Source organism: Anabaena catenula FACHB-362 (assembly GCF_014698735.1).
In the GTDB taxonomy this organism is placed as follows: domain Bacteria; phylum Cyanobacteriota; class Cyanobacteriia; order Cyanobacteriales; family Nostocaceae; genus Anabaena; species Anabaena variabilis_A.
Genome location: NZ_JACJTQ010000009.1, coordinates 85,523 through 99,413 on the forward strand (window position 1 = coordinate 85,523; position 13,891 = coordinate 99,413).

Below are 13,891 nucleotides of genomic sequence, written 5' to 3' on the forward strand. Positions count from 1 at the left end.
TTACCTTGAACTCTCAAACCTTAATTTAGTAATAACTATGACTGCTCACGACCTACTTGTGCTAGTAACTCTACTTAGTCCCGGACTCCTGCTTTCAATTATAATCATGGCTACTTTTGCCGCAGGTGGCTGATGTCTGGAAAATGAAAAGATGGGGAGATGGGGCGAATAAATAATCAAATAATTACTTATTCCCGGTTCCCATTCCCCAATGACCAATGACTAATGACCAATGACAAAGGAACGTAAAACATGAAGGTTGCATTTCTGGGAACTGGATTGATGGGACTACCGATGGCTCAAAGGTTATTAGCCGCAAATGTAGAGCTAGTGGCCTACAACCGCACCCCAGAAAAATTAGCACCACTACAAGCAGCAGGGGCAGAAATTGTCACAAAACCACGGCAAGCGATTTGCTCTGCTGATTGTATAGTTCTTATGCTATCTAATGCCGCAGCTATTTATCATGTCTTGCTCACAGATACCAGTTGGCACACTTTATCAGGGCGCAGTGTCATCCAAATGGGGACGCTGACTCCTCCAGAAAGCCAAGAAATCAGAGATGCGGTAGTTGCGGCAGGTGGTGAATATATAGAAGCGCCAGTACTCGGTAGTATCCCGGAAGCAGAAACTGGCAAGTTAATTGTGATGGTAGGTGCGGAACCAGAACAATATCAACGTCACGTCAATTTACTGCAACATTTTGGCCCCGAACCAGTACACATCGGTCCTGTGGGATCTGCCTCAGCGCTGACACTGGCACTAAATCAACTCATTGCTTCCCTCACTACTAGCTTTGCCCTTAGTTTGGCTTTTGTCCAAATGCAAGGCATTGATATAGACTTGTTTATGCGAATCCTGCGCGATAGTAAACTGTACGCGCCTACCTTTGATCAAAACCTGAAACGGATGTTAGATGGCAATTACACTAAAGCGAATTTGCCTACAAAACAATTGATCAAAGAAATAGATTTATTTATCTCTGAAGCTAAATCCCTTGGTTTGAATCTCAGCAGTATTGAGGGTGTAAGGCATATCTTACAATCAGCAATGAAAATGTCATATCCAGAAGATGATTACTCTTCCGTCTTTCCCGCAATTCGGGAATGGGGTGAAGTTAGTGGTGGGTGATTGAAGGCAGAAGGCAGAAGGCAGAAGGCAGAAGGCAGGTAATAAAAATCAGTAGAAGTTATTCTCCCCCTCTGCCCCCCTGCTCCTCTTAAAATGGAATGTCATCGGGATCAGGTTCGGCTTCTGTTACAGGCTGATAGGATTGACGTTCAACATTTGCCGGTTGATAAGTGGGTTCGGGGGTGATTGGCTGGGGTACTGTACCTGTAAAAGTTGTCGCTGGGGTTGGTGCTGGCTGGGTTGATTGGTATGTCTCTGGAGGACGCTGTGCTGGTGGTGCTACAGTCGCCACTGGTTGTGGACTCGGATTCATACTTTTGCCAATAGCATGAATACGTTGTACTGTCAACTCAGCACGTTTTTCTTTGAAACCTTCGGGACGATCAAAAGTATTCATCCCTAAGCGCCCTTCGATGATTACGCGATCGCCTGATTGGTAAGTTTGATGAATTTCTTTCGCTAAATTACCCCAGCCGACAACTTTCAAAGGGTGTGAAGGGTCATCTGGACGCACTCCCGGAACATGAACGATCATTTCCGTAACTTCTAACCCGTCGGGTGTGTGACGCAGTTGGGGAGCGTCATAAATTTCTGCCATTAAAATACAACTGTTCATATATTTCTCCTCATTCAGTCAAACTTTACAATATTTCCATCCCCTAGATTTATCTATGGGGTTACTTACTCCCTTACCAGTGTAAGATTAGCTATCTTCTTCCTTCTTCCTTCGCGCTCTTTGCGTCTTTGCGGTTTATTTAAACCGTATTCTTTTAGTGGGAAGGGAGTAGCACTTGGCACTCCTGAACTTCATCGCAGGGGATTAAAATCACATTTAATCACAAAAGTCAAGTGAGAACTTTGAACAACTATTAATAGCTGTTCATGAACTGCACCTGACTGAAACGAGCATTTTATTCTGCATTGAGTAGTACTAATTTACCATTAAAAGATTAAATCTGGACATGAACTGGAAAAACACCTAGAGCAATTAACCGTGCCGGCAGGTCGCGTAAGATAGGTAAACGCAGCAACAAGGGCGGTTGAAATGTTTGATTTTCCGTCAGAATTGGGGTAAAAATCTGTTTTTGAATGAAACTTTGAAAAGCTTGAATCAGACGTGTAGGTAACTCTCGACGCTGCTGCACTTGGGCTAAATCGCTGACTTCTACATAACGTTGCTTGAGAGATTTAGTGAGTACATTTGCAGTCACCACAGCATCTTGAATTGCGTAGTTTATCCCCACACCACCTACAGGGGACATGACATGGGCAGCATCACCGATGAGTAGCAGTCCGGGAAGATACCAGCGTTGAACACGGCTAGACTCTACTGAGAGAAAAGCTACCTGTGACCAATCTTGCAAATTTTGGATACGATTATTTAATTCTGGTACTATCTCCACAATAGACTTTCTCAACGCCTCTAAACCAGCGGCACGCAGTTGTTGATAACCACCTTTAGGAATAACATAGGCAATTTGCCATTCTTCACCACGATTGAGCATAACAACAATGTGACCAGCCCCAAAGCGCCCCATTCCTCCCGCAATTTCTTCTGACTGACGGGGAAGACGAAACCAAAGCACATCCATTGGTGATGAAGTTTCTATTGACTCAAAGCCGCCTAATTGCCTTAAGCGTGAGTGTCGTCCATCTGCACCAATTGTGAGTATAGCTCGGACTTCATGCCAGCCACCTTGTCCACGATAACGCACACCTTGAATTACGCCATTTTCTGCAATTAGTTCTTGGACATTTGCACCCATGACTAAGTGAAAATTGGGATATTTTTGGGCTTCTTGGGTGATGAACTCCAAGAATTTTACTTGGGGAAGCATCATGATATAAGGGTAGCGGGTTTTCAGGTGGCTAAAATCTGCTAAAGTCACAGTATCTTGGGGAGTTTGTATCTGAAGGCGGTGCATTTTCGTGTGAGGTAGTTGTAAAATGCGATCGCTCAAACCCAACTCTTCCATAATCTGCATTACCGAAGGGTGAATAGTATCACCTCGAAAATCCCGGTCAAAATCCTTGTGTGCTTCCAGCAGCATCACCGAAATTCCCTGACGCGCTAACAGCAGAGAAAGTACAGCCCCTGCCGGTCCACCACCAACAATGCAACAATCTGTAGTTATTACGTCTACGATCTCGTGAGCATCATTCATAAAACCTCCTGAAAACTAAGGAGGGCAATTTCCAATTATAGCCTGTAACAATAATTTTAATAAATTAGACCTTGGCATCTGGAGAACGATATAAAAACCTATAGCAGATTGCAGATCAATGAGGTACAGAATCAAAATTCAAACCTAGACAGCAAGCCAGTTTTACTCCTGACTCCTGACTCCTGACTCCTGAATTCTGCTGTAATTATCTCCACCTAACAGATAAAATTAAAGCAAAAGACAAATCTAAATCTGAACACCAGCACACTCCATGCGTATTTCTCTAAATTGGCTGCGGGAACTAGTAGAAATAAAACTTACTCCAGAAGAATTAGCCGAAACCTTGACAATGGCAGGTTTTGAAGTTGAAGATATTGAAGATCGCCGGACTTGGGCAAATGGCGTAGTTGTGGGGAGAGTGCTTGAGCGTCAACCTCACCCCAATGCAGATAAACTCAGCGTTTGTACAGTAGATATTGGTGCAGATGAGACTTTAAATATTGTCTGTGGTGCTGCTAATGTCTGTGCAGATATATATGTTCCCATTGCAACTACAGGAACTTATTTACCAAATATCGATTTAAAAATTAAACCAGCCAAACTACGCGGTGTACCATCTAACGGGATGATATGTTCTTTAAAAGAACTAGGTTTACCCACTGACATAGATGGTATTCATATTTTCACACCAGAAAATCTCACCTTGGGTAGTGATGTACGTCCCTTGTTAGGTTTAGATGATGTGATTTTAGATGTGACTGCGACTGCTAACCGTGCTGATGCTTTATCTATGGTGGGTATCGCTAGGGAAGTAGCAGCTTTAACAGGTGGAAAGTTGTCTATTCCAGAATCCGCAAAAGTAGAAATTATCAAAGGTACAGGAAACTTAGCTTTAAAAATCTCTGAACCAGAAGCTTGTCCGGCTTATATCGGTACGGTAATAGAACAGCTAAAAATTGCTCCTTCTCCGGAATGGTTACAACAGCGTTTGCGTTCTGCTGGAGTTAGACCAATTAATAATGTAGTTGATATCACTAACTACGTTTTGTTAGAACGGGGACAACCTCTCCACGCTTTTGATCAAGAACGGTTAAAATCTGTGGCTGGGGGTGAAAAATTAACTATTGGTGTGCGCTTTGCTGATGCTGGAGAAACTCTCAAAACCTTAGATGGACAAACCCGCAATTTATCAACTCAAAATTTGTTAATCACCGCTAATAATAAAGCAGTGGCTTTAGCCGGTGTCATGGGTGGAGAGGAAACGGAAGTTCATGAAGGTACACAAAGTCTAGTTTTAGAAGCGGCTTTATTTGATTCTGTGGCTATTCGCCGTTCTTCTCGTAGTGTAGGGTTAAGAAGTGAGGCTTCGGGCAGATATGAACGCGGAGTAAATCGGGCAGAATTAGAAATCGCTTGTCACCGGGCTTTATCATTAATCAGTGAATTAGCCGCAGGTGTAATTGTTCAGCAAGAAACTTCTGATAGTCGTCCTGATTCTTCTACTTGGTCCCATTCTATCGCCCTGCGTTTAGATCGAGTGAATGACGTACTTGGACCGGTTGAGTTGGGAGACGAAACGGGAGAACTGCAAGAAAAAGATGTAGAAGAAATTTTAACTGCACTAGGATGTGAGTTGGTGAATACTGGTGAACGTACTTGGAAGGTGACAGTACCTCCCTATCGTTACCGGGACTTAGAACGGGAAATTGATTTAATTGAAGAAATTGCCCGTCTTTATGGCTATGATAAATTCTGCGATACTTTACCAGAGAAAACTGAACCTGGTTATCTATCTTTAGATCAAGAGTTACTTCGGAAGTTACGCGCTTCCCTACGGGCTGAAGGTTTGACAGAATTAATTCATTATTCTTTGGTTAAACCAGGAGAAAGTCAGCAAATAGTCTTAACAAATCCATTATTTGCCGAATATTCGGCGTTGCGAACCGATTTAATATCTGGGTTAATTGATGCTTGTCAATATAATGTAGAACAGGGAAATAGGGCGCTAAATGGTTTTGAAATTGGGCGCATTTTCTGGCGCGAAGAAGATGGTTTCCAAGAAACTGATATGCTGGCTGGGATCATTGGTGGTGATGCCTCTTTGGGTAAATGGTCAAGAGGTGGTCGTGAACAACCTATCACTTGGTTTGAAGCGAAAGGGATTTTAGAAAGTGTGTTTCAACAACTTGGTTTGCGGGTGGAATTTCAACCAGAAAACCGCGATTCTCGATTGCATCCTGGACGCACTGCTTCTTTATGGGTGGGGGGAAACAGACTGGGAACTTTTGGGCAAGTTCATCCTCAATTGCGACGGGAAAAGGGTTTACCAGAAGCAGTTTATGTGTTCCAATTAAGTTTGGATGTGCTGTTGAATGGGCTGGATAATGATGAATTGCTAGTTCCCAAGTTCCATTCTTATTCTACCTATCCAGCGAGCGATAGAGATATTGCCTTTTTCGCACCAGTGAAAGTCACGGTTTCGGAAATTGAAAAGGTGATTACCAAAGCTGGTAAAGGTTTATTAGATTCTGTGGAATTGTTTGATGAGTATCGCGGTGAACACGTTCCAGTCGGACAACGGAGTTTAGCCTTTCGTTTAGTCTATCGTGCCAGCGATCGCACTCTCACCGATTCTGAAGTCCAACCAGTCCACGATAAAGTCCGTAGTGCTTTAGTGGAAAAATTCGGCGTGAGTCTGAGAAGTTAGGATTTTTTAATGGGTAATTGGGGAAAAGGTAATTGCTAAGAGTTTTTTCTATTTACTAATTCCCAATTCTCATGAAGTAGATCAACGTCAATAATTAAAGGTTTGTAGTCAGGGCTACAGCCCTAATTTGGGTTTTAAAGCCCTCACTACCAGCCACTTTCAACTGATACCTCTTTTCATATTTTATTCTTAACCTAGGATTAACAAAATCATGCCTAAATACATAATGTGGGGAACTTACTGCGAAGATGTCCTCGCAAAACGTGACCCCTATCGTCAAGCCCATTTAGACGGATTAGCCAAACAAAAAGAAGCTGGTGTTTTGATCACCCTTGGCCCTACCAAAGATGTCACACAAGTTTTTGGCATTTATGAAGCCGAAGACGAAAACACCGTTCGTCAATTAGTGGAAGCTGATCCCTATTGGCAAAACGGCATTTGGACTGAATATTCTATTAAGGAATGGATTCAAGCTTTTTAGTCAATCATAATTCATAATTTGTAATTAATTACGAATTACGTTGGCGGTAGCCAGCCGTAGGCATTATTACGAATTACGAATTACGAATTATCCTTTAAGTGCTTTTCTAAAATTACGCCGATAGGATGGATTAGCAATAAACAAAGCTGGCCATAGCAAAGAAAAACCAATGCGATTTGGCAGACTTTGATTAAAGTTAGTTTTATTGAATCCAGTCCAAAACTTCCAAGCTCCACCGACATAAACCACTATCAAGCCAAGAATAATTAATTTACCCATTTCCATCAACTCCCTTAGTAACTGACAGAATATTAGCTAAGTAGAAAGGCACAAATCAAGATAAATCTTGTTATAAAGATGAACACAGTTCAAACTTTATCCCAATGATAAATATTTACGCCAACTTACATAAGTATGCCTCACTTATGTAGGTTTTTTGTAGCCTGCATTCATCAGTGCCTTAATTTAAGACCACTTATTTACCTGATTGTAGTGTAAGTTAATCTCACAAATTTCAGCTAGTACAAAAATCTAATAGTTAAAAAATTCTCTCATGAATCAAAGAGTATTGCTATAGTTTAATGAGTAATTAAACTTATTTCTCACTGGATAGATCTTGTGGAAGTTCCTCAAAGATTAACATCCATAGGAGACTTAGGTAAGTAGGCGAAAAGAAATCAAACTATGTTAAGTCAGGTAACAAATTTTGAAATTGGCTCGTAGTCAGGGCTACAACCTTACTTGGAGGTCTAAAGCCCTCTCCACAAACCTTTAATTATTCACGTTACTCTACTTAATAAACAATAACATAAAGTTTATAACGGATACTAATGCAGTAAAAGCTGCAAATAGGAGGGTTTATGCGTGCAGTATTGATGGCAGGGGGTTCAGGGACAAGGTTACGTCCCTTAACTTGCGATTTACCAAAACCGATGGTTCCTATATTAAATCGACCCATTGCTGAACACATCATTAATCTTCTGAGAAGACATAAGATTACCGAAGTAATCGCAACGTTGCATTATTTACCAGATGTTCTACGGGATTACTTCCAAGATGGTAGTGATTTTGGCGTGCAAATGACATATGCTATCGAAGAAGACCAACCACTGGGTACAGCAGGCTGTGTAAAAAATATTGCTGAACTGCTGGATGAAACTTTTTTAGTGATTAGCGGCGATAGTATCACAGATTTTGATCTGACAGCAGCGATCGCATTTCACAAACAAAAACAGTCAAAAGCAACTTTGGTTTTAACCCGTGTTCCCAACCCGATTGAATTTGGGGTGGTAATTACTGACCAAACTGGAAGAATACAGAGATTTTTAGAAAAACCTTCAACCAGCGAAATTTTTTCTGATACCGTCAACACTGGTACTTATATATTAGAACCTGAAGTTTTAGAATATCTACCAGAATACACAGAATGTGACTTTTCCAAAGATTTATTTCCCTTACTACTCACCAGAAATGAGCCAATTTACGGTTATGTAGCCCAAGGTTACTGGTGTGACGTAGGTCATTTAGATGCATATCGTGAAGCGCAATATGACGCTCTAGCTAGGAAAGTAAAACTTGATTTTCCCTACCAAGAAACTTCTCCCGGTGTGTGGATTGGTCAAAATACCTATATTGATCCTACAGCTAGAATTGAAACTCCTGCTGTAATTGGTGACAATTGTCGGATTGGGGCGAGAGTACAAATTGAAGATGGGACTGTAATTGGCGATAATGTTACCATCGGCGCTGACGCGAACTTAAAGCGTCCCATAGTTTGGAATGGCGCAATTATTGGTGATGAAGCCCAGCTATCGGCCTGTGTAATTTCCCGTGGGACTCGTGTAGATAGACGCGCTCATGTATTAGAAGCTGCTGTAGTCGGTTCCCTTTCCACAGTGGGAGAAGAAGCCCAAATCAGCCCTGGTGTACGGGTGTGGCCGAGTAAAAAGATTGAGTCAGGTGCAATCTTAAACATTAACCTGATTTGGGGTAACACTGCCCAACGCAATCTATTTGGTCAACGTGGTGTACAAGGTTTAGCTAATATTGACATCAGCCCAGAATTTGCGGTGAAATTGGGTGCTGCTTATGGCTCTACATTAAAACCCCATTCTAAAGTGACGGTTTCTCGTGACCAACGTAATGTCTCGCGGATGGTAACTCGTTCTTTAATTGCTGGTTTGATGTCTGTAGGTATTGATATTCAGAATCTTGATTCTACAGCTATTCCTATTACCCGCACAGTGATCCCGACCATGGGAGTAGTTGGGGGTATTCATGTGCGTGTACACCCTGATCGCCCTGATTATATCCTGATTGAATTCATGGATGCGAAGGGAATTAATATCACTAAAGCCCAGGAAAAGAAAATTGAGGGGGCTTATTTTAAGGAAGATATGCGGAGGGCGCAAAGTCATGAAATTGGCGATGTGGCATATCCAAGCCAAGTAATTGACCTTTACTGCACTGCTTTTGAGAAATTATTGAATGTGGGGACACTTCGTAACAGTCGGGCGAAAGTGGTGATTGATTATGTTTATGCTGTGTCAGGGGCGGTTTTACCGCAAATGTTAGATAAATTTGGTGCTGATGCGGTGGTGCTAAATGCGAGTTTGAATAAAACCTCAATGTCAACCACTAACCGTGAAGGACTGCTGACACAATTAGGTCATGTGGTGGAAGCACTAAAGGCTAATTTTGGTGTTCAGGTATCAGCGAATGGAGAACAACTGATTTTAGTTGATGAATCTGGCTACCCGGTGCGGGGAGAGACACTGACAGCGCTGATGGTAGATATGATGTTGACATCTAACCCCAGAAGTTCGGTAGTTGTCCCAGTCCACGCTTCCAGTGCTGTAGAACAAGTAGCTCGTCGTCATGATGGTAAAGTAATTCGCACTAAAGCCAATCCGACGGCTTTGATGGAAACTTCCCAAAAAAATCCGAATGTAGTTTTAGGCGGTAGTGGGGAGACTGGTTTTATTTTCCCCCATTTACATCCGGGGTTTGATTCGATGTTCTGTATTGCTAAATTAATTGAAATGCTGACCATCCAAGAGCGATCGCTGGCATCTGTCCGCGCCGAATTGCCTCGCGTTATTCATAGAAATTATACTATCCGTTGTCCTTGGACTGCCAAGGGGGCGCTAATGCGTTATTTGGTAGAAACTCACCCAGCCCAAAACCTGGAATTAATTGACGGGGTAAAAATTTGTCAGCCCTATGATGATAGTTGGGTGTTAGTTTTGCCAGATGCTAGTGAACCACTGGTACATTTATTTGTCAACAGTAGCGATCGCGAATGGGTAGATGACAACTTGAGAAATTACCGTAACCGTGTTCAGACATTTGTGGAAAGAGAACAGGAACATTACGCAGCTGAAGTCTAAACTACCCTAACGTCGGCTATGTCAAGCAGGTTCAAACCCTTTACCACTTGCGGACAAAAATACTACATGATGCCTACGGCAGCAATAACTAAACAATTAGAAACAGACAAACAATTAGAATATATGAACATTACAGCCATTTGCCATTTGCTTTCTGCCTATTTGCCATCTTGTACTAGTCACTCATGCTAAACGAGAGTTAAACTTGGCTTCTAGAGGAAATTTTGATTGCTTACGGCAGTCCCTCAAGCAATGGAACGCAGTTGAACAGCAATGCTGACACTAGCATAGCTGAATAATTTTAAGCAGGTGGGTCAAGAGTGATGAAAATAGCTGACACCTCAAACAACGGCACTGTGATTGAACCCCTAGATTCTGCAAATTCGCCACAATCGGAGCAGGCGAGTTGTCCCTTTTACTCAGTTGTGCATTATGAAAATATGGCCGTGACTAATTTACCACTCCTGAACCCAGCCGCAGATGTCTACGACGGACTACGCCCACAGCAAGATGACACCACCGTTGTAGAAGACTTGAACGATAATATCCCACAGGACTGGGTGGCAGAACCTGACAGTGATCAACAAGCACTTATAGACTCGGAATTTCAAAAGTTACTAGGATTGAATGAGGAGTTAACTACAGCTAATGGTGATTTGTACAGTCAAGTAGAGCAGTTAAAACAAGAATTAGCTGAAGCAGAAAAAATTTTGCAATGGCAAAAAAAGCGCTCCAGCGTCACCGATTCGATGCTAAATCAACAAACTCAGGAACTTGCAGCCGCCCAAGAGCAAATTCAGTCTCTATTTCAACAGTTAGAAGCTGCTGTACAAACTGTTCAACGTCAGGAAATTTTCATCGACACCCACAAAGCACAATTACAAATTAGTCAACAACGCCTAGCTCAATTAGAGCGCGAATGTTCATTGCTACAAACTAACTACAATGAAAAGTCTCAGCAGTTATCTCACTCAGAAAATACTTGTCGGGAATTGCAAAGTAGACTTATGCGGCAACAACGCCAAACTTTGCAATTTAAAGCCGCGTTAGAAAAATGTTTAGATACATCTGTCCCTAACTATGACACTTTAGAGGATTCAGCCCATCACCCACAAGGCGTAACTGGTGGACAGACAAGATTCTCTAGAAAAGCCCGGTCTTTATTTCCTAATGCACAGCCCATTAAACCTTGGTCAGCAGAAGCAGATATTATGGGTGGTTTCTGCGACGGGCTACGCCAAAATATAGATAATTCCTGGGCAGAACCTTCAACACCATGCTCACAGGAAAACAATGATTCTGCTCCCACTTCCCCATCTTCTGAGCATAGCTTAGATGAGGAATACACCCTGACACCAACACAACTAGCTGCCTTGTCAGCAGTTGATGATTCTGTAATTCAATCAGAAACTGTTTCTACTCCTAATGGCTCAAATCTAGATCAGCAATTGGAGAGTTTGATTCAAAGGTTTTTTGTCTCCCAGCCGGTAGATGATGTACAAAGTCATCAAGCTGATACACCTATCTGGGAACCCTCAGCATTTACTTTGGAGAATGGTGAAAAACCAAAAGTTACCAGAGAAGAGAATCTAGCGACAGAAGATTTGCTGATTTCTCCAACTCAGGAACCACAAGTCACACCCACTTCTCGACACCAAGAGACAAATGCTGTAGAAAGCGAGGACTATTGGTCAGAAGTCTCACCCTCTACATCGTCAAAATTGCCTTTGCACAATTTTTTCCCAGAACCATTGGGTGAATATCCGCAAGATCAAAAATCACCTTCTCCAGTGATTTATCCCCAACGTCCACCCAAAGGACGCAAATCATTAGCCTCTGTAGAATTGCCTAATTTTCGCCCCAATAGTCCTGAATCAAAAGTTAGTGACCAATAACTAATTGTTAATGACTAATTTGAGTGACGGCTTTTGGGTTAACTGGGACTACCTGATTACGCCATATTGGTTTGCCGGTAGAAATCGCATAATTAATGGTTAACAACTGTAACCACATGGCCGGATAGCGGGATTCTAGCCAAGTTTGGTTCAATTTCATGAATTTGGGGAGCAATTTACTCAGTACAGCACTAACTAAGGCGTGACGACCGAAGTTGAAATAATTACCCAACCATCGGACTAAATCCCGAAAACCAGCTAGTTGCCAAATCCACAGCAGCAAGGCTGGATTTTTCGTAGCTGCTTTGAGTGCTAAACGGTTAAATGTCAACCAATCGCAACGATCCTTAATGAAATTATCTGCCACTTGTGGAGGTTCGTCTGCTAATAACCCAAAAAAGGTATTAAGCATGGCGTTTACCCGTTGGGGAGCGATAAATTTGCCTGTGGGAACCATCATTCCTTTGGAAAATAGCCACGTTACGGAAACGTTACTTTGGTAGGCGCGAATTTGATTTAAGTGGCGGAAACTGAGTAAGTCATGTTTCAGGGCAGTGTTTAAAAGTGTTGTTAAACGCTCTAAGTTGCGAACTAGGGAACCAAACCCGGTAAAGATTAGAGGTGACTGGAGTGAGGCAGCATCACCCATAGCAATTAATCTATCAAAGGCAATTGTGCGATCGCTACTACTAACACTAAAATGCCCCGGTATATATCCAAAAGTCGGCTTTTTCCACACCAATTTGTCCATATCGCAGCGACGATACTCTGGCAAAATCGTGAAAAAGTCCTCATACATCTCCAACAAAGAACCGGGATTTTTCCTATTCACCTCATGGTAATGAAATAAATAAATCGTCAGTTCTTCCCCAACTCCAGGAAACAACTCCCAAATTAACTGTCTACCGCGAGAAATATCGCCATGACTGTAGAGAACATCTCCATATTGAGAATCCCACACACCAGGCTCAAACCCTTTCTCAATTACTGCTCCCACCGTCGGACATACACTATCAAAAGCCCTACCACCATTTAATTGCCAAGCGATAGGCGAAGCCGTACCCATTGCATCTACTAACAATCTGCCACTAACTTGCTTTTCATTACCACTAGGTAAATGCTTGACTAAAACCTTAACTTGTGTATCACTGACATCTGCCCGAATAAATTCCGTTTCATCCCAAATATCACCACCAGCGGCTTGTAGCTTTTCTCCACAGATTTGCAGCAATTTATCAGAATCTAAAGCTATATTCAGCACATTCGGCGTGTGTAAAATTGGTGATCTCAGATGAGAGGGATTATTGCCATCAAAAAACTTATTAAATCCGTCTTTGTACTCTCTGGCAATAATTGTTTCCAATTCAGCATTTGTCAGCAAACCCAGATTCACCAAACATTGAATTTCATCACGGGAAATATTCCATTCTCGATTCATCCGTCCAAAGGGCAATCTTTCCACTAGCAGGACTTTATAACCCAACTTAGCCATCACAGCCGCATGAATCGACCCTAAAGCCCCACCAATGTAAATCAGGTCATATTGGAGATGGGGATTTCTTTCTTCCCTGTTGCCTTCATAAAACACCACCTGACGAGGCTGCTGGGGATTTCTCACCCCTTCTCGCCAACGTTGCTCCCACCAGTAAGCACGGTTGAGATCATATTCCCCATTGGGCATTTTTTGAAAGTACTTGACAGTCAGGGGATAATAAGGTTCTAGCTGTAGGAAAATCGATTTTTGAGGATCAATCTCTGGTGGTTCTGGATAACTATGGGGAAAGCGGCTTCTAATTCCTGTAGTTAGGCGTTGGAGAATTTGTCCCTCATTCGCAAAAGGTTTATCAGCCCAACGGAACACCTTCAGGTAAGTAGTGCGCTGTACCGACCAGACAAACACAGAAAGTTCATCTGCCAAATTTTCCTCAACAGACACAACAGGGTTTCTCAGGCGAAAACCGTCTGTGGTCAGTAATTTTTCTCCATACCCTGGTGCAAAATCTATTTGCAGCCAACTACGTACAGCCACAGTATCGGTCGTAGGAATTTCTAAGTAAAGAACTTCTTTCATATTCCGCTCACATCTCCCATCGATTTACTCACTACGACAGATTTAACAAAGG

Annotated in this window: 9 protein-coding genes; 5 read left to right on the forward strand and 4 right to left on the reverse strand. The window is 42.3% G+C overall.

The genetic code is table 11. The features are described from left to right. The first annotated feature begins 252 nt into the window (after nt 1-252). A complete protein-coding gene (locus tag H6G68_RS08640) occupies nt 253-1,131 on the forward strand; it encodes an NAD(P)-dependent oxidoreductase (RefSeq protein WP_190906258.1) in 879 nt (292 codons plus the stop codon). An 88-nt stretch (nt 1,132-1,219) separates the two neighbouring features. On the opposite strand, the gene H6G68_RS08645 is transcribed toward H6G68_RS08640, so the two are convergent. After that, nucleotides 1,220-1,747, reverse strand: a complete 528-nt coding sequence (locus H6G68_RS08645) for a single-stranded DNA-binding protein (protein WP_190906259.1) — start codon at nt 1,745-1,747, stop codon at nt 1,220-1,222. 334 nt (nt 1,748-2,081) lie between these two features. Continuing rightward, complete coding sequence (locus tag H6G68_RS08650; protein WP_190906260.1) at nt 2,082-3,296, reverse strand: FAD-dependent oxidoreductase; 1,215 nt, start codon at nt 3,294-3,296, stop codon at nt 2,082-2,084. A 271-nt stretch (nt 3,297-3,567) separates the two neighbouring features. Between H6G68_RS08650 and pheT the strand changes: the two genes are divergently transcribed. After that, the gene (pheT, locus tag H6G68_RS08655) at nt 3,568-6,003 is read left to right on the forward strand and encodes a phenylalanine--tRNA ligase subunit beta (protein ID WP_190906261.1); all 2,436 of its coding nucleotides are present in this window, start codon (nt 3,568-3,570) and stop codon (nt 6,001-6,003) included. A gap of 211 nt (nt 6,004-6,214) precedes the next feature. Beyond that, the gene (locus H6G68_RS08660; protein ID WP_190906262.1) at nt 6,215-6,484 is read left to right on the forward strand and encodes a YciI family protein; all 270 of its coding nucleotides are present in this window, start codon (nt 6,215-6,217) and stop codon (nt 6,482-6,484) included. 87 nt (nt 6,485-6,571) lie between these two features. Here H6G68_RS08660 and H6G68_RS08665 read toward each other — a convergent pair whose 3' ends face one another. After that, nucleotides 6,572-6,763 carry a hypothetical protein gene (locus tag H6G68_RS08665; RefSeq protein ID WP_127051966.1) on the reverse strand — a complete coding sequence of 64 codons (192 nt, stop codon included), beginning with the start codon at nt 6,761-6,763 and terminating at the stop codon, nt 6,572-6,574. Nucleotides 6,764-7,344: 581 nt separating this feature from the next. On the opposite strand from H6G68_RS08665, the gene H6G68_RS08670 reads away from it, so the two are divergent. Beyond that, nucleotides 7,345-9,873 (forward strand): mannose-1-phosphate guanyltransferase, encoded by a 2,529-nt coding sequence (locus tag H6G68_RS08670; RefSeq protein WP_190906263.1) that lies wholly within the window; start codon nt 7,345-7,347, stop codon nt 9,871-9,873. A gap of 323 nt (nt 9,874-10,196) precedes the next feature. After that, on the forward strand, nt 10,197-11,768 hold the full coding sequence (locus H6G68_RS08675) for a hypothetical protein (RefSeq protein WP_190906264.1): 1,572 nt from the start codon (nt 10,197-10,199) through the stop codon (nt 11,766-11,768). A 7-nt stretch (nt 11,769-11,775) separates the two neighbouring features. On the opposite strand, the gene H6G68_RS08680 is transcribed toward H6G68_RS08675, so the two are convergent. After that, a complete protein-coding gene (locus H6G68_RS08680; RefSeq protein WP_190906265.1) occupies nt 11,776-13,839 on the reverse strand; it encodes an NAD(P)/FAD-dependent oxidoreductase in 2,064 nt (687 codons plus the stop codon). Between the last annotated feature and the right edge of the window lie 52 nt (nt 13,840-13,891).

Bases quoted from the DNA above. Each gene is read 5' to 3' on its own strand.
- H6G68_RS08640 (WP_190906258.1), top strand. From the start codon at position 253: ATGAAGGTTGCATTTCTGGGAACTGGATTGATGGGACTACCGATGGCT.
- H6G68_RS08645 (WP_190906259.1), bottom strand. From the start codon at position 1,747: ATGAACAGTTGTATTTTAATGGCAGAAATTTATGACGCTCCCCAACTG.
- H6G68_RS08650 (WP_190906260.1), bottom strand. From the start codon at position 3,296: ATGAATGATGCTCACGAGATCGTAGACGTAATAACTACAGATTGTTGC.
- pheT (WP_190906261.1), top strand. From the start codon at position 3,568: ATGCGTATTTCTCTAAATTGGCTGCGGGAACTAGTAGAAATAAAACTT.
- H6G68_RS08660 (WP_190906262.1), top strand. From the start codon at position 6,215: ATGCCTAAATACATAATGTGGGGAACTTACTGCGAAGATGTCCTCGCA.
- H6G68_RS08665 (WP_127051966.1), bottom strand. From the start codon at position 6,763: ATGGGTAAATTAATTATTCTTGGCTTGATAGTGGTTTATGTCGGTGGA.
- H6G68_RS08670 (WP_190906263.1), top strand. From the start codon at position 7,345: ATGCGTGCAGTATTGATGGCAGGGGGTTCAGGGACAAGGTTACGTCCC.
- H6G68_RS08675 (WP_190906264.1), top strand. From the start codon at position 10,197: ATGAAAATAGCTGACACCTCAAACAACGGCACTGTGATTGAACCCCTA.
- H6G68_RS08680 (WP_190906265.1), bottom strand. From the start codon at position 13,839: ATGAAAGAAGTTCTTTACTTAGAAATTCCTACGACCGATACTGTGGCT.